Source organism: Luteimonas deserti (assembly GCF_013425765.1).
Taxonomy (GTDB): domain Bacteria; phylum Pseudomonadota; class Gammaproteobacteria; order Xanthomonadales; family Xanthomonadaceae; genus Luteimonas; species Luteimonas deserti.
This window is the reverse complement of the sequence record NZ_JACCJZ010000019.1, coordinates 55,229-79,385: the sequence shown is the minus strand read 5'-3', so window position 1 is coordinate 79,385 and position 24,157 is coordinate 55,229. Positions and strand designations below refer to the sequence as shown.

The window sequence follows — 24,157 nt, the reverse complement described above, 5'->3', positions numbered from 1 at the left end:
CGCGGGCCTCCGCCCGCAAGGTCCCCGGCGACACCGCCGGGGATGGCACCTGGGGATCGCCTTCGGCTGACGCCCCCGTCACGACCGCATCGACGGCGCCGGCGGACGGTCACCGCCGTCGGTCCGCGGGCTCGGCTCGAGCCCGACGCCCGATGTCGATGCTCATGCACGGCCTGTGGCACTGCACACGCCGGGCACCGTCAAGGCGCCTGCGCGTCCTTCGATACCTGTTCTGGACAAGCGGTCCAACGCGATCCGGTCGCGCATCGGGCCTCCGGCATCACGCGCACGATCCAAAAAAAAGGCGGGCCCGAAGGCCCGCCTTTCTGCATTTCAGGATCGCGTGGCGATCAGAAACGCTGGGTGTAGCGCATGTACATGAAGCGACCGATATCGAACTCGGGGTAGTACGGGAACGCGGTGCTGACGTTGCCACCGTTGAACAGGATGGCCGCTTCGCGATCGAACACGTTGTCGACGCCGAGCGACACCGTCGCATCCCACGGTGCGTTGTACGACACCTGCAGGTTGTGGAAGGTGTTCGAACCCAGGCGGTTGCGCGGTGCAGTCTCGCCGTTCTGGAAGCGGTCCGGTTCCGAGCACGGACGGTTGGCAACGCAGCCGTCGTTGATGCCGGAGTAGTAACGCATGTTCCAGGTGGCGTTCCAGTCCTCGTTGATCTCCCAGTTGGTGCTCAGGGTCGACTTGATGCGGAAGTAGCCCGGGTCACCGGCGCCGCCGACGAAGATGTTCTCGCCTGCGGAATTCTGGGTCAGCGTGTCGTACTTCGCCAGGTAGCTGGTCTGCCAGTCGAAAGTGAAGCCACCGAACGCCGTGTCGGCCATGCGGTAACGCGCACCGAAGTCCCAACCTTCCGTTTCCAGCTCGCCGAGGTTGGTCAGGCCGAAGAACATGCCCGAGATGTGGCCGTCGGCAGCGCGCGTGATGCCTGCGCAGCGGCTCGCGTCACCGAGCACGTAGCAGTCACGCAGGATGCGGTTGACGCTGTCCTGGATGATGTAGTTCGACAGCTTGTAGTTGTACCAGTCGAGGCTCAGGGTCAGGCCTTCGGCGAAGCCGGGGCTCCACACGATGCCAGCCGTCCGGCTGATCGACGCTTCCGGCCCGAGATCCGGGTTGGAACCCGAGAGGAACTGGTCGGGCGTCTGGCACGGCCATGAGGTACAGGGCACCAGACCCTGGCCCAGCTGGACGTAGGTCGGCGAGACGCCGGCCGACGTACAGGCTGCGTTGCCGGCGACACTGCCGGGCACGCCGACCGAGCACGGATCGGTGTAGCTCTCGAAGCTGCCGCCGATGCCGCCGTACAGGTTGTCGATCGACGGGGCACGGAAGCCCTGCGCCCAGGTCGCGCGCACTGCAACCGAATCGATCGGACGCCAGATGAAGCTCGCCTTCGAATTGGTGGTGTCGCCGAAGTTGCTGTAGTCGGAGTAGCGCGACGCCAGGTTGAGGGTCAACTCCTGCGCGAACGCCACATCGGCGAGCAGCGGGATGTTGAGCTCGAGGTAGGCCTCGTCGACCTCGTATCCGCCCTGGGTGGTGGTCGCCGGCAGACCGGTCGAGTTGCCACTCTGGTTGAACGCGTCCGGCACGAAGCGACCGGTCTCCTCACGACGTTCCAGACCGAACGCGAAGCCGAAGTCGCCGGCCGGCAGCTCGAACAGGCCACCACTCAGATTGGCGGAGTAGATCTTCGAGCTGGTCTCGCCCGTATCGGTGTAGGTCGGGAACAGGAAGTCCTGCACCTCCGCATTGCCCAGCGAGCCGGGACCCGAGACACCGAACGGCAGCAGCGGATTCCACGGTATGCAGCCGGCGATCGGGCTGGCGACCGTACCGCAACGTGCGACGCCGCTGCCATCGATGAACGACGGCCCGAGCGCCGGCGCGGTGGCCAGCAAGCTGGCGTCACCGTGACCGGTCTTGGTCACTTCGTTGCGGTTGTTGGCGTAGGAGACGTTCCAGTCCCAGGGACGTTCGTTGACGTCGAAGTAACCGCTCAGTCCCGCGACGACGCGGAATGTGGTCAGTTCGCTGCGCGTGGTGCGCGGCACTTCCCACAGGCGACGACGGAACTCGATGTCCTCGCCGACCGGGTTGAACACGCTGTCACCCGAGAGCGGCGTGTCGAACGCGAGCGACTGGTACGGATAACCGGCGATCTGCTGGTCGGTCGAGCGCTTGTTGTAGAGGATGTCACTGTTGAAGCTGATGCGATCGGTCAGGTCGTAGTTGATGTTGGAGAACACCGACTTACGCTCCAGGCCCGTCTGCACAAACATCTGCTGGTTGGCGTTGGCGTTGAAGGCTGCCGTGTGCGGCACGTAGTCCGCACGGTTGGCCGGATTGCCGCCCGGGCGCAGCGTCAGCCAGGTCTCAGTGGCCTCGTCGAACCAGGAACCGTTCTGGCTCACCGGGCTGAAGCCCGAGCCCGGATAGTCCGGACCGGCGTTGCCGAACGCGCTGAAGAAGCGGTTGCCGGCGAGGATCGGGTCGGCTTCCATGAACTCGGCCGAGATCGTGATGCCGCCGCGCTCGTTGCTGGTGCCGAAAGAGCCCGAATAGATCGTCTCTCCGCCGTCGCCGTCACTGAACTGGCCGTACTGCACCGAGGCCTCGGCGCCGTCGAAACGCGAACGGGTGATGACATTGACCACCGCCGCGATCGCGTCGGAGCCGTAGAGGGCCGAAGCGCCGTCCTTCAGGATGTCGATGCGCTCGATCGCCGAAACCGGGATCTGGCTCAGGTCCTGGAAGCCGCCGGTGGTCGCGCCGAGGCGGACGCCGTTGATCAGGACGAGCGTGCGCGTTGCACCGAGGTTGCGGATGTCGATGTAGTAGCCACCGACGTTCTCGCCCGACGCCAGTGCATCTGCGCGCGAGATGGACGGCGAGCCCGCCGACGAGATGTTCTGCAGGAGGTCGGCAACCGTGGCCTGACCGGAGCGCGAGATCTGCTCACGCGAAACGGTCAGGATGGGCTGCGCGTTCTCGATCTCGACGCCGCGGATGCGCGAGCCGGTGACCTGGATGCGATCGAGGTTGGTGGCACCGGTGGCGGTCGCCTGTTCCTGGGCGGACACGGCCGCCGGCACGAGGGCCGTCAGCACTGCGAGGGGCAACAGGCCCTTCCGCAGCGCGGGAGTGCGAAGATTCTTCAAGTTCTCTCTCCAGAGTAGGTTTTGCGTTACTGACGCGTTAAAACGCCATCCGCACGGTACGACCGCGTCCGCTGTTCATGCCTTGCAGGGGGCGGCCTCTGTGTTTGCCGAATCTGGCGCGAAGCCCTTTCGCGGGAACTTCTGATCCGCGCGTCACGCGCGCGCAACATGCCGTATGTGGAATCCGCGACGGACTGTCACGGCAGCAGACGTTCGCATTGCGCGCGGGCGCGCGCGTTCGACACGCGCATGGCTCTGAGAAATGCGTCGAAGTGTGTCGGCAGCCGCTGTTCGCGGGTCGACCCGACGGATCGGCGCTCACCGCGGCAGCGGCGGAAACACGCGCGCCGCCAGCACACGTGCGACCCTCGAGGAAGAGTGCGTGCCCCTCGCGTGTTCGAGGCCCGGAAGCGACATGCGGGTGGGGCCCGGGCCGCCGCCGAGCGCGAACTCGCGCGCGCCGCCGCCCCGGCACCGGAGCACTCAGCCCGTGCGGACGGATCCGGTCTTGGCTGTCACGCGCGACGCGCGGTAGCGGCTCGCCGACATCCCGTGATGGGTCTTGAATGCACGCGCGAAGCTGCAGCAGTTGTCGAAGCCGGTCGCGGCCGCGACTTCGCCGATCATCATCGATGTGGTGCGCAGCAGCAGCGCCGCGCGCTCGAGACGCAGGCGCACCGACAAGGCCTGGGGACTTTCGTCGTACAACGCGTGGAAGGCCTTCGAGAAGTACCAGCTCGAGAAGCTGGTCAGGTCGGCGAGTTCGCTGATGCGCACGACCCGGTCGCTGTTGCCTTCGAGATAGAGGCGAGCGCGCTGCATGCGGCCGAACACCTGCCGCTTGCGCGTGCGCGAGCGGCCCGGGCAACGGCGCACGCGCGCGGCCAAGTCACGCTGCACCGATGCGAGCTGGAGCAGCAGCGGTCGGATCGCGACGCCGTCGTCATCGGCCGCGGCGGCTTTGCGCCACAGGCGCAGCAGCATGCGCAGCTCCTGCGCCGGAACCCGACCGCGGCCCGCGTACAGGGTGCCGTCATTGAGGGCCTGGAGCCCGTCGAGCGCCTTGGCGTCGAGCGCGACACCGATGCACACGCCACGCGGTCCGGTCTGCACGAGCGGAGCGGATTCCTTTTCGAACGCCATCCAGTCGCCGCGACGCATCCGGAACCGGCCCTCGCGGGACTCGATCCAGCCGTCGCCACGCACCTGTACCCAGACGTTGAAGACCGGGGCACCGACTTGGACGGCACCCAGACGGGCACTGCCCAGGCATCGCGCCGAGCCGTCCATCGATTCGAACTGCAGGACGTGGCCACGGGCGGACCAGAGGGGAGCTTGCATGGAACACCGTTCGTTCTGGGGGAACGGTGTTATGCAGGCCTGGCGCGCGGATTGCCCGACGATGCACGGAATCTTTGCCGAAATTGTGGCGTTCGCCGTTCCGAAAGAATCACGAAACCTTTTTCTTCAGCGACAACAACCACTTGGCGACGCGATTCGGATCCGTTTCCGCGGGCGGCAGCGCCATGAATCCGATGTCGGAACCGTCTTCGGAGGCGATCGACACCCACCAGGCGTCGGCCCCGACGCTGAAGCCATTGGTCGCGCTGCGCCGGTCTCGGGCGGCGCAGTCGACACCGGTCGGCACCAGCGCATCGGCCGCGATGCGGAACCGGGCCAATCGCGAGCGGCAGTCCGCGTCGCCGTCGAGATACGACAGGGTGCCGTCGGCCGATACCGACCACGTCCGATACCGCCACCGTGTGGGAATCCGGTCGCTCAGCTGCCGGATCGAGCCCGGCGTGAGCGTGGCATCGGCCGCCCACAGACCATCTCCGTCCAGTCGTGTGTAGAGCACACGCCCGGACGGTGGATCGAAACGCACCTGGGAGACCCCCTCGATCCGACCGAGCGCGTGCCAGCCGTCCCGACGGTAGACCACGAGTGCGGCCCGCCCGGCGCCGTCCTCCTCGATCACGAGCAAGCGGTCTCCGGGTCCATGCACGGCCTGCATCGGGCGCGCGGCAGGCACCGGCACCACGACGAGGTGCCCGGTCTCCGGTTCGAGTTCCATGATCACGGGCACGCCGGCGTCGTCGACCGCCGACACCAGCAGACGCTGGCCGTCCGCCGACCAGTCCGGGGCCTGCCGGGTGTCCGGACGCAGGCCTTCGATCGGACGCAGCGACTCGGGCCGTGCGAGGTCCGTCCACCACAGCTCGAACGGCCCCGCACGATCGGAAGCGAACACCAGTTGGCGTCCGTCCGGCGACACCATCGGCTGCGTGTCCCGCCCGGAGGATGGGAACATCGGTGTCGCGGTGCCGTCCGCCGCGATGCGGCGCACGCCGAAATGCGGCCGGCGGTGCACGAAAGCCAGCATGCCACCACGCGGCGAGATCGCCGGCATCTGCGCGTCCTCGATGCCGAGATCGGCGAGCGCGCCGCTCTCCGAGTCGAGGTGATAGAGGCGGGATTCGTGTTCGACCCGCACGCCGAACACCAGGCCACGGCTGTCCGGCGCCCAGGCCAGCCCACGCATTTCCGCACCCAGGCGTGTCAGTTGCTGGGGCTCGCCGCCCTCTGCCGGAACACGCCAGATGTCGCCCATCTGGGGATTGCGCACGAACGCGATCCAGCGACCGTCGGGCGACGTCCTCGGGCCGTAGTCGAAATCCCCGGTTCCCGGGTAGTCCAGCGCGCGCCAGCGACCATCGACCGGGTTCAGCACGCGCATGCGCGCGCCGTCCCCAGCCCCGGTCATCGTGCCGAACAGCAGACCGCTACCGTCGGGCAGCCAGTCGAAACTGAGCAGGTCGCTGCCGTCGCAACGTGCGATTTCCCGCTCGTCGCCCACCCCGGTGGCCGCGACCAGGAGCACCCGGCAGACGCCGCCCGCCGATCGCCGCGAAAATGCGATCTCCCGGCCGTCCGGCGACCATGCCGGCAGGTCGTCGCGCTCACCCGGCCCGGGCCGGCTCAATACCCGCGGCGCGGCACTGGTCGTGGTCTGCACCAGGATGACCGAGCCTGCACCCCCCGGCGATTCCGACGAGGATGCGGAATACGCCACCATCGAGGCATCGGGCGACAGGCTGGGGGAGAGTTCGAACCCGGCCGCCGTGGTAATCAGCCGATAGGGACGACCCGGGCCGGGCACGGGCTCGACGCGCGCGCTCGTGGCGGAGGGCGCGCCGCGCACCAGCACCAGGCCGAGCACCGTCGCCAGCACCAGCGCCAACGCTGCGGTGCCCACGAGCCAGCGTTGTGTCCAGGCGGCCGAGGTCGCTGCCGCGCGGCCGGGCTCAAGCGCCGCGCCTGTCACGGGCCCGGCGAACGCGGGATCGGTCACACGGTAGGCCGGCGTGGAGGATGCGGCGCGCGCGTCCGTCGCCTCCACGACCTCTACCGGCACGGTCAGGCGATAGCCGGTCTTGGAGATCGTCTCGATGTAGCGCCGCCCTTCGGCCGCGCTCACACTGCCCGCACCGAATGCCTTGCGCAGCTGGGTGACAGCCTGGGTGAGCACGTCGTCGCCGGGCAGGGTGTCCGGCCAGGCCCGTGCCAGCAGCTCCGACCGTGTCATCACCTCGCCAGGCTGCTCGGCGAGCAGGCGCAGGACCGCGATCGATTTCGGAGTCACACGGGCAGCGTCCCTCGCACCGTCGACGCGGATCTCACGCGTGGCGAAATCGACCACGGCAGCTCCGATGCGCAGGCGCAGCGGAACCGGGTCATCGCTAAGGGGGGGAACCTGTGACATCGGGGGGCCGTACTGACTCGGCCGACACAATAGCGACCACAAACTGAATCCTGTGCAAGGTCCTGTCCCGATTCGGCAAAGCGCACGTCACGTTTCCACGGCCTTGCTGGCCGCCCAGCCCGGCGACGGCGCGATCGGCGTGCGCGTTCTGGCCATGGGCTGCGAGTGCGATCCAACGCGCGACGGCAGCGCGTGGCGCGACCGGCCGCACCAGATGGCCCGGCGAGTGGCCGGCGCACCCGCCTGATCTTCCGCGACCGGCACGCGCCGACCCCCAGACGCGAGAGCGGGCCCGCAGGCCCGCTCTTTCATTTCATGGCCCTGCGCTCAGAGCGTACCGGTGCGCATTCCCGCACGGTGGGGATAGTTGGCGAAGATCTCGGCAATGGTCGAATTGACCCGTTGGGCGCGCTGGTCCGGCCGCAGGTTCGCCACGCGGCCCACCGCGATACCTTCCCAGACCAGACGCTTCTCGCGGGCGTCGACCAGGTCCACGTTCATCGTTCCCTCGGTGTAACGGTGCACCTGGGTGCGCTCGTTCCAGTACGGCACCGCAAAGTACGCGCGGTGCCGATAGCTGTAGTAGTAGCCGTAATCCACCGTGGGGTAGCTGCTGACGTCGGTCCGACGCTCGAGATAGGCATTGATGTTCACCCACAGGTCCGGGTTGGCTTCGCTGTAGGTATAGCCCCGCCGTTCCATTTCGGATCGCACCGCCGCCTTGGCGAGGGCGCTGGTCTGGGTTTCGTAGCCGTCCTTCTCGATCGCCAGCGGCGTGTAGAACGACCAGGTGCGGTAGGCCGAGAAGTCGGCACGCGGGTCGGCTTCGGTGGTGATGCGCGGGCCGGTGGCACAACCCGCCAGCACGACGAGCGCGCACAAGGCCACGAGCCACGCGGCAAAGCGCTTGGAGGTGTTCATATGGGTTCTCCCTGGGGACTGGCGGATCGTGACTCGATGCCCCGATACCGGCCCTGAACATACGCCGGCCGCCGTCGCGCGGATGCGATGGCGGCCTGGGCCGTTCAGCCCGGGGCATGCGGTTTATTCCGGGTGGTAGACCTCGGCGCCCTGCGCCCGGAACTCCGCGGATTTCTCCGCCATGCCCGCCTCGAGCGCGGAAGTCGCGTCGAGTCCCTGCCCGGCCGCGTAATCGCGCACGTCCTGGGTGATCTTCATCGAGCAGAAATGCGGCCCGCACATCGAACAGAAGTGCGCCACCTTGTGCGCATCCTTCGGCAGGGTTTCGTCGTGGAACTCCTTGGCCTTCTCCGGGTCGAGGCCCAGATGGAACTGGTCGTCCCAGCGGAACTCGAAACGCGCCTTGCTCAGCGCGTTGTCGCGCACCTGCGCACCGGGATGACCCTTGGCGAGATCGGCGGCGTGCGCGGCGATCTTGTAGGCCATGATCCCGTCGCGCACGTCCTCGCGGTTCGGCAGGCCGAGATGCTCCTTCGGCGTCACGTAACAAAGCATCGCGCAGCCGTACCAACCGATCATCGCGGCGCCGATCGCGCTGGTGATGTGGTCGTAGCCCGGCGCGATGTCGGTGGTCAGCGGCCCGAGGGTGTAGAACGGCGCCTCGCCGCATTCGCGCAGCTGCTTGTCCATGTTCTCCTTGATCAGCTGCATCGGCACGTGGCCGGGGCCTTCGATCATGGTCTGGATGTCGTGCTTCCAGGCGATCTGCGTCAGCTCGCCCAGCGTCTCCAGCTCGCCGAACTGCGCGGCGTCGTTGGCATCTGCAATACAGCCCGGGCGCAGGCCGTCGCCGAGCGAGAAGGCCACGTCGTAGGCCTTCATGATTTCGCAGATGTCCTCGAAGTGTGTGTAGAGGAAGCTCTCGCGATGATGCGCCAGGCACCACTTGGCCATGATCGAGCCGCCGCGCGAGACGATGCCGGTCACGCGCTTGGCGGTCAGCGGCACGTAGCGCAGCAGCACGCCGGCGTGGATCGTGAAGTAGTCGACGCCCTGCTCGGCCTGCTCGATCAGCGTGTCGCGGAAGATCTCCCAGGTCAGCTCCTCGGCGCGGCCGTCCACCTTCTCCAGCGCCTGGTAGATCGGCACCGTGCCGATCGGCACCGGCGAATTGCGGATGATCCACTCGCGCGTCTCGTGGATGTGCTTGCCGGTGGACAGATCCATCACCGTGTCGCCGCCCCAGCGGATCGCCCAGACCAGCTTCTCCACTTCCTCGGCAATGCCCGAGCTCACCGCGCTGTTGCCGATGTTGGCGTTGATCTTGGTCAGGAAGTTGCGGCCGATGATCATCGGCTCGCTCTCTGGATGGTTGATGTTGTTGGGCAGGATCGCGCGACCGCGGGCGATCTCGTCACGGACGAATTCGGGCGTGATCAGCTGCTGGATGTGCGCGCCGAAGGCTTCGCCGGGATGCTGCGCGCGCAGATGCGCCTCGCGCACGCTTTCGATCCGCTGGTTCTCGCGGATCGCCACGTACTCCATCTCGGGGGTGACGATACCCCGGCGGGCGTAATGCATCTGGGTGACGTTGCTGCCGGCGCGGGCCACGCGCGGCAGCGTGCGCGACGGAAACCGCACGTGGGCGAGCTTCGGGTCGTGCTCGCGGGCGCGGCCGAACGCGCTGCTCAGTCCGGAGAGCTGCTCGGTGTCGCCCCGCGCCTCGATCCAGCGCGCGCGCAGCGGCGCGAGGCCGGTGGACAGGTCGATCCTCGCATCCGGGTCGGTGTAGGGCCCCGACGGGTCGTACACGGTGATCGGCGGGTTGTCCTCGCCGCCGAACAGCGTGGGAGTGCGGCTCTGCGCGATCTCGCGCATCGCGACGCGGATGTCGGGCTGCGAGCCCTGGACATGGATCTTGCGCGAGCCGGGGATCGGTCGGGTCACCGACTCGGACAGCTGGTCGGTCTGCTGCAGCAGCGTGGCGGGCACGGCATTCATGGCATTCGTCCTGTGAGTGCTGCGGGCGCCCACGGTGGGCCCCCTGTCGTGCGGGACGTCCGGTTGACGGCGCGCTGGCCGTGGGTCGGAGAGGTCTCGCGGCGCGGACGAAGCGGCGGCGCCGGACCGGGCACGGTCGGCCGCGGATGCGGGACGTGGCGGGCCTGCGAAGCTTCCCTACGCCGGTATCAGCCGGATCAGGTTCGAAGGGACTGTCTCAACCCCGGTGCCGTGTCTCCGGCAACCGCGGTACCCCCGCTTCGACGGCATTAGACCGCGAACCGGCGGACGACGCCAGCAGCGGACGCGGCGCCGCGAGGCGCACGGCATCGTGGCGCCGCTCACTCGAGCGTGTAACCGACCCGGAAACCACCCCAGTGCCGGCCGGCCACGAACACGGGGACCGAAAGGTCGAACATGATCTGGCCGGTGTCGCGCCGATAGACCTGGAGACGCCATGGATCGGTATGCGCGCCGACGCTGCGTCCGACGCGATCCTCGAAGATGCGTTTGGTGCGGTTGCCGACCAGATCGCGCGCCGGATCGCCGGTCAGCGGCAGGCTGAAGCGCAGATTGTGTGTGGGCACGTAACCGTCCGGATTGGCGCAGATGGCGAATACGATCCAGGGCTGCGCATCGAGCACGGGCTCCTGCAGCGGCGGCAGCAGCCGGTCGCACAACGCGTCGAATCCGGTGGTGTACTTGGCGGGCGCCACGCCGGGCACCGGCTCGTAGTCGCGCGCGAACAGGCCGTCGACGTCGATCTCGCGCCTGGCGAGTGCCGCGGTCAATGCGTCGCCGATGCGGGCCGCGGTGCTCTGGGCGAGATCGCGGACGCAGGCGTGACGCGGGGTCCGCATCGGATCCGGCGGCAGGCGGAACAGGCCGACGCCGTCGTGCAGCGTCGCGGCGTCCCGGCCCAGGGCCTCGCTCCGTTCCGCGACGTGCGCGGCATGTTCGAGATTGCTGCGGCCGAGGCCGACCACCTGCTCGACCGCGCGGTCGATCGCGGCGATCTCGCCGCCCTGCGCATCGATGCGGCCGGCGACGGTGGCCATCGCCCGGCCTGCGCCGCCGAGGAGATCGCCGATCCCGTCGAGCACCTGGCCGGTATGCCGGGCCGATGCGGCGCCTTCGCCCAATGCCGCGACGGTCTCGCCGATGATCGTGCGTACGTCGCGGGCGGCCGCGGCGGCCTGGTCGGCGAGGCGGCGGATCTCGGTGGCCACCACCGCGAAGCCGCGGCCGGCCTCGCCAGCATGGGCGGCCTCGATGCTGGCGTTGATCGAGAGGATATTGGTCTGGAAGGCCACGGTGTCGATGACCTCGATCACCTCGGCGGCGCGGGCCGAGCGCTGCTGCACGGCGGCCATCGAGTCGGCCAGCGCGCGCGCGGCGTCGATGCCTTCGCGCGCTTTCGCATCGGCGCTGCCCGCGACGTCGCGCACGGCCTGCAGATCGCCCGACACCGCCTGCAGATCGTCGAGCAGGCGGCGGCTCGCGGCCCGGACCGACTCGAGCGCTTCGAGCTGCGCCTGCGACTGGCGCAGGAGTTCGTCGTTCTCGCCGACCAGGTGCGGCACCTCGTCGGCGATGCCTACCGACAGCGCCACCGCCTGGCGGATGGCCTCGGCCAGGTTGCCGAAGCCGGCCGAGAGCCGGCGTACGTGCGGTGTATCGTCGCCGGCCTCGCATACCGACGCGAGATCCAGGTCGCAGCGGGTGAGCAGGTCGCCGATCCCGTCGAGCAGGCGGCTCGCGCCCTGCGTGTCGGCCAAACGGCGTGCGATTGGCTGCAACGGCGGGGAGACCGCGAGGCCGGCATCGCCGCGGGCGAGGGCTGCGGCCTCGCGCAGCAGGGTTGCGGTTTCCGCATGCGGCAGCGCCAGGATCCATCCACCGTGCTCGCGGTCGGCCTGATAGCGCACGCGGGCGGCCGGGTCATCGCCGGGCGCCAACCAGATGCCGTCCGCGCCCTGCAGCGCATCGACCGCAAGGCCCCACGGCAGGCCTGCCGAGCCATCGGCGATGGCGTCGGCACGCAGGCCGAGCAGGTCGATGGCGGCGCGATTCGCCGCGACCAGCACGCCGCGCGCGTCGAGACGCAACAGGCCCACCGGCGCGTCGGGCAGCGCAGCAGGCGTCCCCGCCACTGCGCCGTCGTCCACCCACCCTTCCGGTTCCGCCATGTCCGTTCTCCGTCTCGCTCATGCCGTTAGCGGCCTCGCCGCGCGGATGTTGAATCCGACGCTTGACGCGGCGCACCATTCGGGAGGAAGCTCGGGCCATGCCGTCGATCGCCGCCCGCCTGCACACTGCCGATGCCCGCCCCGTGCGTGCGGGCCTGGGCGCGCAGGCTCGCGTCACCATTACGACCACCGGTACCACCCGACCCAGGGTGTGGACGGGCGTGTCCGACTGACCAGCACGCCGCTCCGCACCCGAACCGGGTGCGGGCATGTCGCCGGACCTGGAACGACGCGGGGCCCCGATTTCCAAGGAGCCCACGATGTCCACCGAGCCGTTACCCGCGTCCTCCCCGTTCCTCCACGTGCACAAGTTCGGCGGCAGCAGTCTCGCTGACGCCGGGCGCATCGCATCAGCCGCACGCATCGCCGCCGGATCGCCCGGCGCCCACCGGGTGGTGGTGGTCTCGGCGATGCAGGGCGTCACCGACGCCCTGGTGGCCCTGGCCACCGCGGCGCGGGCCGGAGACGACACCACGCCTGCCTGGACCGCCCTCGCCGAACGCCATCGGGCGACCGCCCTCGCCCTGGCCGGCGCGGATCCTGCACCCCTGTGCGACCGGCTGGCGCTGGAATCGGAAGCGCTGCGCGGCGATCTCGAGGCGCTGGCGCGGGCCACGGGCGATGCGGTGGTCCGCCTGAGCGAGCGCATCTGGGGCCATGGCGAGCTGTGCAGCGCCTGGCTGATGCAGGCTGCACTCGGCGGCGAAGCGGCGGGCTGGACCCGCCTGGATACCCGCGAGGTGCTGGTGGTCCGCGCCGCCGACATGGGCGCACAGGTGGACCGCGACGCGAGCCTCCACCGCTTGCGGGCCTGGCGCACGCGTCACGCGTCCACGCACATCGTCGCCACCGGATTCGTGGCCCGGACCACCGATGGCGAGGCGACCACGCTCGGACGCAACGGCAGCGACCATTCGGCGGCGCTGCTGGCCGACCTGTTCGATGCGGCGTCGGTGACCATCTGGACAGATGTCGACGGCGTGCTCTCGGCCGATCCACGCCTGGTGCCGGACGCGGTCTGCCTGCCCGCACTGTCGTACGCCGAAGCCTGCGAGCTGGCCTACTTCGGCGCCAAGGTGCTGCATCCCCGGACACTCGCCCCCCTGCAGGCACGCGGCATTCCGCTGGCCATCCGCAACACGCTCGCACCGGCGCGTCCGGGGACCCGGATCGATGCCCGCGGGGAAGCCGCGGCCTCACCGGTCAAAGGCCTGAGCATCGTCGACGGCATGGCGGTGCTCGAGCTGGTCGGCAGCGGCATGACCGGCGTGCCCGGCGTCGCCGAGACGCTGTTCGCGGCCCTGCACGACGCCGGCGTCTCGGTGACGATGATCTCGCAGGGCTCGTCCGAGCATTCGATCTGTTGCGTGGTGCGCGAGGTCGATGCCGGGCGGGGACGCGCCGCCATCGATGCCGCCTTCGCCGAGGCCATCGCCGCCGGCCAGGTGGAGGGCGTTCGTATGCAGGACGGGTTGTGCGTGCTGGCCGCGGTGGGCGATGGCATGGTCGGCGTCCACGGCGTCGCGGCGCGGCTCTTCGACGGGCTGGCGCAGGCGCGGGTCAACATCCGCGCGATCGCCCAGGGCGCCAGCGAACGCAACATCTCCGTCGCCATCGCCCAGGCCCATGCGACACGTGCACTGCGCGCCGCGCACGCGGCGTTCTGGCTGTCGCCGCAGACGGTGTCGGTGGGCGTGATCGGGCCGGGGCACGTGGGCCGGGCGCTGCTCGAACAGCTGGCCGAGGTGATACCGCGGCTGCGCGCGGAGGCGGGGGTGGACCTGCGCCTGCGCGGGCTCGCCTCGAGCCGCTGGATGCGCCTCGGCGATGCGCCGATGGACCCCGCGTCCGCGGCCGCGCAGCTGGACGGCGACGGGGCCGTGCCCTGTGATCTCGACGCCTTCGCCGCCCATGTCCGCGCCTCGCATCTGCCCCACGCGATGATCGTGGACTGCAGCGCCAGCGATGCCGTGGCGGAACGCTATGCCGGCTGGCTCGCCGCCGGCATCCACGTGGTGACGCCGAACAAGCAGGCCGGCAGCGGCGACTGGACCCGCTACGCGGCGATCATGGCCGCGCGCCGGGCCGGCGGCAGCCGCTTCCTGTACGAGGCCACCGTCGGCGCGGGCCTGCCCGTCGTGCTGACCCTGCGCACGCTGCTCGACACCGGCGACACGCTGCACGGTATCGACGGCATGCTCTCGGGAACACTGGCCTGGCTGTTCAACCGCTACGACGGCCGCGAGCCGTTTTCAGCCCTTGTGCGCGAGGCGCGTGCGCTCGGCTACACCGAGCCCGATCCGCGCGACGACCTGTCCGGACTCGACGTCGCACGCAAGCTGGTGATCCTCGCCCGCGAGGCGGGACGGCCGCTGTCGCTCGCCGACGTCGAGGTCGAGAGCCTGGTGCCGGACGCATTGCGCTCGGTCGACGTCGACACGTTCCTCGCCCGGCTCGACCTGCTCGATGCGCCGATGCAGGCGCGGCTCGACGCGGCGCGCGCAGCCGGTTGCGGCCTTCGCCACATCGCCAAGCTGGACAGCGAGGGCCGGGCGACGGTTGGCGTGCAGGCGCTTCCGGCCGATCATGCGTGCATGCATACCCGCCTGACCGACAACCTGGTCCAGTTCACCACGGCGCGCTACGCCGAGAATCCGCTGGTCGTGCAGGGCCCGGGCGCAGGCCCCGAGGTCACCGCGGCCGGGGTGTTCGGCGACGTGCTGACCATTGCGCAGGCGCTCGGGGCCGGGCCGAGGCGCTCGCCGTGAGCGCGCCGGTCTCGGCGTTCGCCCCGGCCAGCGTCGGCAACATCGGCGTCGGCTTCGACCTGCTCGGTCACGTCATCGACGGCCCACGCGACGTGGCCACCGTGGTCCGCACGCGCGCACCGGGCGTGCGCATCACCGCCATCACCGGCGCGGCCGCGGGGGTCGAGCGGCTGCCACTCGACGCGCCCGCCAACACCGCCGGTCAGGCCCTCCTGTCGCTGCAACGCGCGCTGGAACTGGACCACGGCTTCGAGCTCCGTCTGCACAAGGGCATTCCGCTCGGCTCGGGTCTGGGCGGCTCGGCAGCGTCGTGCGTCGCCGCGCTGGTGGCTGCGAATGCGTTGCTGGACACGCCGCTCTCGCGCGAGGCCTTGTACCCCTTCGCGCTCGACGGAGAAGCGGTCGCCAGCGGCAGCCGGCATGGCGACAACGTCGCGCCGATGTTGCTGGGCGGCGTGGTCCTCGCCACCGGCGAGCGCCTGTTGCGGCTGTCCGCGCCGGCGTGGCTGCATGCCGTGGTGGTCCACCCCGACCAGGTGCTGGAGACCCGGCGCTCGCGCGCGGTGCTCGCCGACCCCTTCGATCTGCACACGGTGGTCGCACACGGCACCCATCTCGCCCTGTTCCTGACCGGACTGCAGCGCGGTGACCCCGAGCTGCTGCGTGCGGGCCTGCGCGACGTGCTGGTGGAGCCGCGGCGCGCCGCGCTGATTCCGGGATTCCGCGCGGTCCAGGCCGCCGCCTTCGCGCACGACGCGATCGGCGCGAGCATTTCCGGCGGGGGTCCGAGCGTCTTCGCCTGGTTCGCATCGGCGGAGTCGGCCCGCGCCGCGGCCGGCGCCATGCGCGGCGCGTTCGCCGACGCCGGCTTCGACGCACGCGCCTACGTCTCGGCAGTGAACGGGCCGCGCGCCGAACTGCTCGAACGCCAGCCCTCGGCTGCGCGCGCCGAGGGTTCGACGCCATGAGGTTCGTCAGCAGTCGCGGCGGCGGCGTGCCGACCGGTTTCGATGAGGCACTGGCGGCGGGCCTGGCCCCCGATGGCGGCCTGTACGTGCCGGAATCGATCCCCGGGATCGACCTGACCACGCCGCGGGCGACGCTGGCGCAGACCGCCGAGGCCGTGCTCGCGCCCTATCTGGTGCAGTCCGCCCTGGCTGGCCGCCTGTCCGACCTGTGCACCGACGCCTTCGGCTTCGATGCCCCGTTGCGCGCCATGCGCGGATCCGGGGACTGGCTGCTCGAGCTGTTTCACGGCCCGACGGCCGCCTTCAAGGATTACGCGGCGCGGTTCCTGGCCGGGGCGCTTGCGGCGCTCCGCCCGGCGGGCGCGCCGCTCAGCACGATCCTGGTGGCCACGTCGGGGGACACCGGCGCGGCCGTGGCGGCCGCGTTCCATCGCCGGCCCGGCTTCCGCGTGGTGATCCTGTATCCCGAGGGCCGCGTATCCCCGCGCCAGGCGCACGGCCTCGAATGCTGGGGCGACAACGTGGAGACCTACCGGGTGGCCGCGCGCTTCGACGACTGCCAGCGTCTGGTCAAGCAGGCACTGTCGGACGGCGCGCTGCGCAGCCGCGTGACTCTGGGCTCGGCCAACAGCATCAGTCTGGGCCGCCTGCTGCCGCAGGCCGCGTACTACGCACACGCCGCTGCCCACCACCACGCCGCCACGGGGCGGCTTTTGAACGTCATCGTGCCCACCGGCAACCTCGGCAACGCGTGCGCCGCGGTGCTCGCACGTCGCATGGGTGCACCGCTCGGTGCCCTGCACCTGGCCTGCAATGCCAACGACACCCTGCCGCGCTTCCTGGCCGGCGCTGACTACGCACCCATGGCCACGCGGACGACGCTCGCCAATGCGATGGATGTCGGCGCGCCCAGCAACATCGAGCGCCTGCGTCACTGGTTCGACGGCGACGATGCCGCGCTGCGTGCGGCGGTGCGGGCCACCGCGGTCGACGACGTCCGGATCCGCGCCGCGATCGCCGCCTCGCCAGTAAGGCACGGCGTGGTCCCGTGCCCGCACACGGCGGTCGGACTCGAGGTGCTCGCGGACCTGCGCGCCGCCGGCGATACACGCGACTGGGCGGTCGTGGCCACCGCGCACCCGGCCAAGTTCGAAACGATCGTCGAGCCGCTCGTCGGTCACGGGGTGGAGGCGCCGGTCGCACTCGCCGCGTGTCTGGCGCGGCCCGCCATTGCCCGGACCCTGCGGGCGGACACCGATGCGCTGCGCGCGCTCCTGCTCGGAGCGACGTGATCCACGCCCAGCGCGGTCGCGTTCGCCCCCGCAGTACCCCGGCTTCCGACCTCAAAAAAAGGCCTCCCGCCCCGATCAGGGGCGGGAGGCCGGTCATGCGATCAACGCTGGGCGCCGACCTTCAGCTGCTTGGCGTCGACGGTGCGCACACCTTCGATTCCGCGGGCGATCGAGGTGGCGCGCTCGATCTGCGTCCGGTTCTCGACGTCGCCCGACAGGCTCACCGTGCCATTGGCGGTCTCGACCGTGATGTCGAGTCCCGACACGTCGCTCTCGGCGAGCAGCGCGGCCTTCACCTTGGTGGTGATCCAGGTGTCGGACACCGGCTGTTGCGACTCGGTATTCGCAGCGGTCGTGCGATCCGACCGGTCGTTGCGATCGGAGCTCATGCGTCCGGCGTCCGTCGCGGCGGCATTGCGATTGGGCTGCGTGGCCCCGTGACCGGCGCGCTCGCCACTCGCGGCGCGCGCGTTCCGGTCACGCGAGGTACCGACCACGAGCTGCTTCGCATCGACCGAACGGACACCTTCGATCTCGCGGGCAACGGCCGTGGCACGGTCGATCTGGGCCCGCGTCTCGACGTCCCCGGACAGGCTGACCGTCCCGTTCGCCGTCTCGACGGTGATGTCGAGCCCGGACACATCGCGCTCGGCGAGGAGGGCGGCCTTCACCTTCGTGGTGATCCACGCGTCGGACATCGGCCGTTCCGACTCGGTCTGCGCGGCCGTCGTGCGATCCGACCGGTCGTTGCGATCGGAGCTCATGCGTCCGGCGTCCGTCGCGGCGGCGTTGCGATTGGGCTGCGCGGCCCCATGACCGGCGCGCTCGCCACTCGCGGCGCGCGCGTTCCGGTCACGCGAGGTACCGACCACAAGCTGCTTCGCATCGACCGAACGGACACCTTCGATCTCGCGGGCAACGGCAGTGGCACGGTCGATCTGGGCCCGCGTCTCGGCGTCCCCGGACAAGCTGACCGTCCCGTTCGCCGTCTCGACGGTGATGTCGAGCCCGGACACATCGCGCTCGGCGAGAAGGGCGGCCTTCACCTTCGTGGTGATCCACGCGTCGGACATCGGCCGTTCCGACTCGGTCTGCGCGGCCGTCGTGCGATCGGCGCGATCGGCCTGCTGCGCGAACGCGGCGCCTGCGAAGACCAGCGAGCCGGCGATCGCGGCGGAAAGAAGCGACTTGGAAAAACGCGAAGTATTCATGGGTGACTCTCGGTCATAGATGTGACCTGGAGTCTCCGTCCCGCGTCGTGCCAGGCGGGTGAAACCGCGCTCTGGGCCGCCACGCCGTTCACGAACCGGTGATCGGCGCATTGCTATCTCCCGGCAATGCCGAAACCGATTTCAAGCGAGATGACCGGTCGGGACGATCCGGTCCAGGTGGCCCGCCTCGCGGGTCTTCGCTGGGTGAGCGATGCCGAGCCCGGTCTGCGCCGCGTGCGGGCTGGCAAGCATTTCTCCTATCGCGACGCGGATGGTCGAGTGGTCCGCGACCCCGAGACGCTCGAACGCGCGCGGCGCCTGGCGGTTCCGCCCGCCTACACCGACGTCTGGATCTGCGCGCGAGCCGACGGCCATCTTCAGGCAACCGGCCGTGACGCGCGTGGTCGCAAGCAGTACCGGTATCACCCGGACTGGGCCGAGGTGCGCGGCGACGGCAAGTTCGACCGCATCGTGGCCTTCGGCAGCGCGCTGCCTCGGTTGCGCCGCGTCCTGCGCCGCGACCTCAAGCGGCCGGGGCTGGAGCGCGACAAGGTGCTGGCGATCGTGGTGTCGCTGATGGCGCAGACCTTCGTGCGCGTGGGCAACGACAGCTATACGCGCGCCAACGGATCGTTCGGGCTCACCACGTTGCGCAACCGCCATTTCGAACTCGCGCGTTCGGGGCGCGCCCGTCTGAAGTTCCGCGGCAAGAGCGGGCAGGACCACGAGATCGTGCTCGACGACGCCCGACTGTGCCGCATGGTGCGCACCGTGCAGCAGTTGCCCGGACAGGCACTGTTCCAGTATCTGGACGAGGACGGCGAGCGGCACGGCATCGACTCGGGGATGGTCAACGACTATCTGCGCGACGCGATGGGCGGCCCGTTCACCGCCAAGGATTTCCGCACCTGGGGCGGCACCCTGATGGCGTTCCGACGCTTCGCCGCGATGCCTCTGCCCGAAGGCCGGCAAGGCGGCGAGCCGAGCGAGCGTGCACTGGCGGTGCAGGAGAAGATCGTCGTGGCGGACGTGGCCGACGCGCTCGGCAATACGGTGTCGGTCTGCCGCAAGGCCTATATCGATCCGGTGCTCTACGCGGCCTGGCGCGACGGTCGCCTGCAGCGCACTGCAGCCAATGCGCGCGGCGCCCGGCAATGGGAGAGCGCGTGCCTCAAACTCCTGCGCCGCGCCCACCGCACGCCCCGGACGCGTGGAGCGGCGCGTTGACCGCCGGCGGCGCATGCGCGTCGGCGAAGCGAGACGCCGGTAACGCACGATTCCTGACCACGGGTCTGCGAGGCGGTGGCGTGCCTACTCGCGCGAGCCTGCGAGCACGTCGTCCGCCTCCCCGATCGTTGTGGATGTAACTGTTGACACGCCATGACGCGCATGATGTTCTCGGCGTCATGACGCAGCGCAGCACCCGCGACCACACCGCTCCGCACGCCGGCACCGCCCTCGTGTCGGCGCATCGCATGCCGCTGGTCGCGGTCCTCCTTCCCGTACTCCTTATTACCGGCCTCACTGGCACGGGGATGGGGATTGCGTAACCGCTAGACGCAGAACCCAAGGTCGAAAGAACCGAACCCCGTGCCGAGAGGCGCGGGGTTTTTTCGTTTGCTCCCTCCTCCGGCGTGCACCCCCCTTCCCACCCTTGACCCGAGCCAACCCCGCACGCGCCCCCCATCGCTCCATGCCACGCGCGGCGCCGCCGCACTCTTACAGGACATCGATGCCCATGACCGGATCCAGACCCACCATCGCCATCGTCGGCTACGGCAGCCAGGGCCGCGCGCACGCGTTGAACCTGCGTGATTCCGGCTTCGACGTCACCGTCGGCCTGCGCCCCGGCGGCCCGACCGAGCAGAAGGCCAGGGCCGACGGCTTCATCGCCAAGCCGCCCGCCGAAGCCGTCGCCGACGCCGATCTGGTCGCGGTGCTCACCCCCGACATGGTGCAGAAGCAGCTCTATGCCGACGTGCTGGCGCCGCACATGAAGCAGGGCGCCTGCCTGCTGTTCGCGCACGGGCTCAACGTGCATTTCGAGATGATCGCGCCGCGCGCCGATCTCGATGTGGTGCTGGTCGCGCCCAAGGGTCCGGGCGCGCTGGTACGCCGCGAGTACGAGATCGGCCGCGGCGTGCCGTGCATCTACGCCGTGCATCAGGACCCCAGCGGCCATGCCGAGCAGCTGGCGCTGACCTATGCCGGGGGCCTCGGCGGCGCGCGCGCGAACATCATCAGGACCACGTTCAAGGAAGAGACCGAGACCGATCTGTTCGGCGAACAGGCCGTGCTGTGCGGCGGTGCATCGTCGCTGGTGCAGGCGGGCTTCGAGACGCTGGTCGAAGCCGGCTACCAGCCCGAGATCGCGTACTACGAAGTGCTGCACGAGCTGAAGCTGATCGTCGACCTGTTCTACGAAGGCGGCATCACCCGGATGCTGGAGTTCGTGTCCGAGACCGCGCAGTACGGCGATTACGTCAGCGGACCGCGCGTCATCGACGCCAGCGTCAAGGCGCGCATGAAGGACGTGCTGACCGACATCCAGAACGGCACCTTCACCAAGAACTGGGTGGCCGAGTACGAAGCCGGCCTGCCGAACTACAACAAATACAAGCAGGCCGACTTCGATCATCCGATCGAGCAGGTCGGCCGCGAGCTGCGCGCCAAGATGGTCTGGCTCAATGCGGAGGCGGATGCGAAGGCCGCCACAGCCGATCCACGGAAAGAGGCCGCCTGATGAACGGCGCCCGCTGGCTGGTGCAGGCCCTGGAGGCCGAAGGTGTCGACACGATCTTCGGGTATCCGGGCGGCGCGATCATGCCGTTCTACGACGCGCTGCACGGCGCGTCGCTGAAGCACGTACTGGTCCGCCACGAACAGGGCGCGGCGTTCGCCGCGAACGGGTTCGCACGGGCCAGCGGGCGCGTCGGTGTGTGCGTGGCGACCTCGGGGCCGGGCGCCTCGAACCTGGTGACCGGCATCGCCGATGCGATGCTGGATTCGGTGCCGATGGTGGTCATCACCGGCCAGGTGGCGACGCCGCTGATGGGCACCGATGCCTTCCAGGAACTGGACGTGTTCGGCCTGACGCTGCCGATCGTCAAGCACAGCTTCCTCGTGCGCCACGTCGACGAGCTGCCGCGCGTCGTCGCCGAGGCATTCCGCATCGCGCGCTCGGGCCGGCCCGGCCCGGTGCTGATCGACCTGCCCAAGGACGTGCAGATCGGCGCCGCCGCGCATCTGCACGCGCACGTGCCCTCGCAGGCCGACACGATGCCGGGCTGCGAGGACCATGCGCTGCACCAGGCGGCCGCGGTGATCTCGCAGGCCGAGCGGCCGGTGGTCTACGCCGGCGGCGGCATCATCCTCGGCGACGCGCTGGACGCGTTTCGCGAGTTCGCGGATCTGACCCGGATCCCGACCGTGCTGACGCTGCGCGCGCTGGGCGCGCTGCCACCGGCGCACCCGGCCAACCTCGGCATGCTGGGCATGCACGGCACACGCGCGGCGAACCTGGCGGTGCAGGAATCGGATCTGCTGATCGTCGTCGGCGCGCGCTTCGATGACCGCGCGACCGGCAAGCTGGGCGAATTCGCGCCACACGCGCGCATCGTGCATCTCGACGGTGACGGCTGCGAGATCGGCAAGCTGCGTGCAGCCGATGTGTCGGTCTGCGGCGATGTCGCCGCCAGCCTGTCGCGCCTCGCCGCGCCGTGCGCGGCGCAGATGAGCGGACGCCACGCCGCCGCGCGCGACGCCTGGCGCGCGCTGTGCGACCAGCGTCGCACGCGGTTCGCCGCACGCTACGACGCGCCCGGCGACACGGTGTTCGCACCTGCGCTGCTGAAGCGCCTGAGTGAACTGGCACCCGATGCGACCGTCGCCTGCGACGTCGGCCAGCACCAGATGTGGGTAGCGCAGCACTGGCGCTTCGGCCATCCGCGCAAGCACCTGACCAGCGGCGCCCTCGGCGCGATGGGCTTCGGCCTGCCGGCCGCGATCGGCGCGCAGATGGAAGACCCGTCGCGGCGCGTGGTCTGCGTCAGCGGCGACGGCTCGTTCCTGATGAACGTGCAGGAGCTGGCGACGCTGCGACGCTACCGCCTGCCGGTGAAGATCGTGCTGCTCGACAACCAGGCGCTGGGCATGGTGCGGCAGTGGCAGGAGCTGTTCTTCGAGCGGCGCTATTCCGAGATCGACCTGTCCGACAACCCGGATTTCGCCGAGGTCGCGCGCGCGTTCGGCATCCAGGCCATGTCGGTCGACAAGGCCGCCGACGTCGAAGCCGCACTCGCCGCGTTGCTGGCCGCCGACGGCCCGGCCCTGCTGCACGTCGCCATCGACACCGCCGCCAACGTCTGGCCGCTGGTGCCGCCCAACCACAACAACGCGCAGATGCTCGATGCCGACGAGGTGAGCTCGCTCGACATCGGCCCACCGCCCGACGCATCGCCTGCACCGGCCACCGCCGCATCCGAGGAACCGCCCCATGCGCTACCAGTTTGAGATGACCCTGCGCCGCGCCGAAGGCGCGCTGGTCCGCGTGCTGGGTACCACCGAGCGTCGCGGCTTTCGTCCGCTGGCCTTCGAGGGCGCGGCGCCCGACGGGGGCGACCGCTGGCAGCTGCGCATGACGGTGGAGAGCGATCGCGCGCCGGTGGCGCTGCAGGGCCAGCTGGCCAAGCTCTACGACTGCCTGTCGGTGGAGGTGCAGCCGTGCGCCTGACGATGACGGGCTGCCCAGCGCGATCCGTTGGTGCCGCCCATGAAGCGGGCACCACGGGACATCCGCCTCGATCACGCATGGTGTCACGCCCCGCTGACCCTCCAGCCACGCGGATCCGCAGCACTCGCAGCTCCGCTTCCGATCGGGCCCCAGGCCCATGAGCGCCACCGTCACCCCCATCACCGAAGCCGCCCATGCGCCCCGACCCCAGGCGTGGTTCGACGGCGCGCTGTGCGACATCGATGCGCTGCAGGCCGGGCTGACCACGCATGCGATGCACTACGGCAGCGGCGTGTTCGAAGGCATCCGTGCCTACGCCACCGCCGACGGCGCCGCGGTGTTCCGCCTGCCCGAGCACATGGAGCGTATGCGCCAGGGCGCGGCGCTGCTGGGGATGGCCTTCGATCCGGCTGTCGCCACCGAGGCCGTGCTGGCCACGCTGCGCGCGAACCGCCACCGCGATGCCTATATCCGTCCACTGGCATGGTTCGGCGAGGGTGGCTTCGGACTCGATGTCGAAGGCCACACCGAACACCTGATGGTCGCGACCACGGCCACCCAGGTGCATCTCAACGGCGCGCGCGCGCGCCTGGGCATCAGCACGTGGCGGCGCAATCCGGCCGATTCGCTGCCGCCGCTCAAACTCTGCGGCGCCTACATCAATTCGATCCTGGCCAAGCGCGAGAGCAAGGCACGCGGCTTCGACGAGGCCTTGTTCACCGATGCCGACGGCTTCGTTGTCGAGTGCACCGGCGCCAACGTGTTCCTGGTCAAGAGCGGACGGGTCACGTCGGTCACGCACCGCGATGCGCTGCCCGGCATCACCCGCGACACCCTGATCGCCTTGACCGGCGCCGAGGCACGCGCCGTCACCATCGCGGAACTGCGCGACGCCGACGAGGTGTTCGCCTGCGGCACCGCGGCCGAAGTCGCGCCGGTGCACGCGGTCGAGGACCGCCGCTACGGCGACAACCCGGTGACCCGCGAGCTGGCGGCGCTGTATGCACGCGTGGTGCGCGGCGAGTCCGAAACGCAGCGCGGCTGGTTGACGGCGGTCTGACCCTGCC

Annotated in this window: 15 protein-coding genes and 1 riboswitch; of the genes, 8 read left to right on the top strand and 7 right to left on the bottom strand. The window is 69.9% G+C overall.

Annotated elements, in window-relative coordinates; translation table 11 throughout:
* Positions 1–350 precede the first annotated feature (350 nt).
* From H0E82_RS11915 to H0E82_RS11890, 6 genes are all read right to left on the bottom strand, one after another.
* Positions 351–3,185 carry a TonB-dependent receptor plug domain-containing protein gene (locus H0E82_RS11915; protein WP_235974296.1) on the bottom strand — a complete coding sequence of 945 codons (2,835 nt, stop codon included), beginning with the start codon at positions 3,183–3,185 and terminating at the stop codon, positions 351–353.
* Positions 3,186–3,668: 483 nt separating this feature from the next.
* The gene (locus tag H0E82_RS11910) at positions 3,669–4,526 is read right to left on the bottom strand and encodes a helix-turn-helix domain-containing protein (protein WP_180545684.1); all 858 of its coding nucleotides are present in this window, start codon (positions 4,524–4,526) and stop codon (positions 3,669–3,671) included.
* A gap of 109 nt (positions 4,527–4,635) precedes the next feature.
* On the bottom strand, positions 4,636–6,948 hold the full coding sequence (locus H0E82_RS11905) for a winged helix-turn-helix domain-containing protein (protein WP_180545683.1): 2,313 nt from the start codon (positions 6,946–6,948) through the stop codon (positions 4,636–4,638).
* 327 nt (positions 6,949–7,275) lie between these two features.
* Entirely contained in the window at positions 7,276–7,869 is a 594-nt protein-coding gene (locus H0E82_RS11900) for a DUF4136 domain-containing protein (RefSeq protein WP_180545682.1), read from the bottom strand.
* A gap of 123 nt (positions 7,870–7,992) precedes the next feature.
* Positions 7,993–9,870 carry a phosphomethylpyrimidine synthase ThiC gene (gene thiC, locus H0E82_RS11895; protein WP_180545681.1) on the bottom strand — a complete coding sequence of 626 codons (1,878 nt, stop codon included), beginning with the start codon at positions 9,868–9,870 and terminating at the stop codon, positions 7,993–7,995.
* 156 nt (positions 9,871–10,026) lie between these two features.
* Positions 10,027–10,137: riboswitch (TPP riboswitch) on the bottom strand.
* 74 nt (positions 10,138–10,211) lie between these two features.
* Positions 10,212–12,059 (bottom strand): methyl-accepting chemotaxis protein, encoded by a 1,848-nt coding sequence (locus tag H0E82_RS11890; protein ID WP_180545680.1) that lies wholly within the window; start codon positions 12,057–12,059, stop codon positions 10,212–10,214.
* A gap of 320 nt (positions 12,060–12,379) precedes the next feature.
* On the opposite strand from H0E82_RS11890, the gene thrA reads away from it, so the two are divergent.
* From thrA to thrC, 3 genes are read left to right on the top strand one after another with little or no spacing between them, the layout of a single operon-like run.
* Entirely contained in the window at positions 12,380–14,887 is a 2,508-nt protein-coding gene (thrA, locus tag H0E82_RS11885) for a bifunctional aspartate kinase/homoserine dehydrogenase I (RefSeq protein ID WP_180545679.1), read from the top strand.
* A complete protein-coding gene (locus H0E82_RS11880; protein WP_180545678.1) occupies positions 14,884–15,855 on the top strand; it encodes a homoserine kinase in 972 nt (323 codons plus the stop codon). The genes thrA and H0E82_RS11880 overlap by 4 nt, the downstream gene beginning before the upstream one ends.
* Positions 15,852–17,147, top strand: coding sequence for a threonine synthase (gene thrC, locus H0E82_RS11875; protein ID WP_180545677.1), 1,296 nt, complete (start codon positions 15,852–15,854; stop codon positions 17,145–17,147). The genes H0E82_RS11880 and thrC overlap by 4 nt, the downstream gene beginning before the upstream one ends.
* 101 nt (positions 17,148–17,248) lie before the next feature.
* Here the strand turns inward: thrC and H0E82_RS16850 are convergent, their stop codons facing one another.
* The gene (locus tag H0E82_RS16850) at positions 17,249–18,358 is read right to left on the bottom strand and encodes a BON domain-containing protein (protein WP_180545676.1); all 1,110 of its coding nucleotides are present in this window, start codon (positions 18,356–18,358) and stop codon (positions 17,249–17,251) included.
* Positions 18,359–18,484: 126 nt separating this feature from the next.
* On the opposite strand from H0E82_RS16850, the gene H0E82_RS11865 reads away from it, so the two are divergent.
* The 5 genes from H0E82_RS11865 (at position 18,485) to H0E82_RS11845 (ending at position 24,150) form a co-directional block, all read left to right on the top strand.
* The gene (locus H0E82_RS11865) at positions 18,485–19,585 is read left to right on the top strand and encodes a DNA topoisomerase IB (RefSeq protein WP_180545675.1); all 1,101 of its coding nucleotides are present in this window, start codon (positions 18,485–18,487) and stop codon (positions 19,583–19,585) included.
* A 511-nt stretch (positions 19,586–20,096) separates the two neighbouring features.
* A complete protein-coding gene (gene ilvC / locus H0E82_RS11860) occupies positions 20,097–21,101 on the top strand; it encodes a ketol-acid reductoisomerase (protein WP_180545674.1) in 1,005 nt (334 codons plus the stop codon).
* Positions 21,101–22,870 carry an acetolactate synthase 2 catalytic subunit gene (gene ilvG, locus H0E82_RS11855; RefSeq protein ID WP_180545673.1) on the top strand — a complete coding sequence of 590 codons (1,770 nt, stop codon included), beginning with the start codon at positions 21,101–21,103 and terminating at the stop codon, positions 22,868–22,870. The genes ilvC and ilvG overlap by 1 nt, the downstream gene beginning before the upstream one ends.
* Positions 22,854–23,090 carry an ACT domain-containing protein gene (locus tag H0E82_RS11850; protein WP_180545672.1) on the top strand — a complete coding sequence of 79 codons (237 nt, stop codon included), beginning with the start codon at positions 22,854–22,856 and terminating at the stop codon, positions 23,088–23,090. The genes ilvG and H0E82_RS11850 overlap by 17 nt, the downstream gene beginning before the upstream one ends.
* 157 nt (positions 23,091–23,247) lie before the next feature.
* The gene (locus H0E82_RS11845; RefSeq protein ID WP_180545671.1) at positions 23,248–24,150 is read left to right on the top strand and encodes an aminotransferase class IV; all 903 of its coding nucleotides are present in this window, start codon (positions 23,248–23,250) and stop codon (positions 24,148–24,150) included.
* The last annotated feature ends 7 nt before the right edge of the window (positions 24,151–24,157 follow it).

What these genes read in the sequence shown, in the direction of transcription:
- ilvG (WP_180545673.1), top strand. Translation starts at nt 21,101, where the DNA reads ATGAACGGCGCCCGCTGGCTGGTGCAGGCCCTGGAGGCCGAAGGTGTC.
- thrA (WP_180545679.1), top strand. Translation starts at nt 12,380, where the DNA reads ATGTCCACCGAGCCGTTACCCGCGTCCTCCCCGTTCCTCCACGTGCAC.
- ilvC (WP_180545674.1), top strand. Translation starts at nt 20,097, where the DNA reads ATGACCGGATCCAGACCCACCATCGCCATCGTCGGCTACGGCAGCCAG.
- H0E82_RS11850 (WP_180545672.1), top strand. Translation starts at nt 22,854, where the DNA reads ATGCGCTACCAGTTTGAGATGACCCTGCGCCGCGCCGAAGGCGCGCTG.
- thiC (WP_180545681.1), bottom strand. Translation starts at nt 9,870, where the DNA reads ATGAATGCCGTGCCCGCCACGCTGCTGCAGCAGACCGACCAGCTGTCC.
- H0E82_RS11905 (WP_180545683.1), bottom strand. Translation starts at nt 6,948, where the DNA reads ATGTCACAGGTTCCCCCCCTTAGCGATGACCCGGTTCCGCTGCGCCTG.
- thrC (WP_180545677.1), top strand. Translation starts at nt 15,852, where the DNA reads ATGAGGTTCGTCAGCAGTCGCGGCGGCGGCGTGCCGACCGGTTTCGAT.
- H0E82_RS16850 (WP_180545676.1), bottom strand. Translation starts at nt 18,358, where the DNA reads ATGAATACTTCGCGTTTTTCCAAGTCGCTTCTTTCCGCCGCGATCGCC.
- H0E82_RS11900 (WP_180545682.1), bottom strand. Translation starts at nt 7,869, where the DNA reads ATGAACACCTCCAAGCGCTTTGCCGCGTGGCTCGTGGCCTTGTGCGCG.
- H0E82_RS11845 (WP_180545671.1), top strand. Translation starts at nt 23,248, where the DNA reads ATGAGCGCCACCGTCACCCCCATCACCGAAGCCGCCCATGCGCCCCGA.
- H0E82_RS11865 (WP_180545675.1), top strand. Translation starts at nt 18,485, where the DNA reads ATGCCGAAACCGATTTCAAGCGAGATGACCGGTCGGGACGATCCGGTC.
- H0E82_RS11910 (WP_180545684.1), bottom strand. Translation starts at nt 4,526, where the DNA reads ATGCAAGCTCCCCTCTGGTCCGCCCGTGGCCACGTCCTGCAGTTCGAA.
- H0E82_RS11890 (WP_180545680.1), bottom strand. Translation starts at nt 12,059, where the DNA reads ATGGCGGAACCGGAAGGGTGGGTGGACGACGGCGCAGTGGCGGGGACG.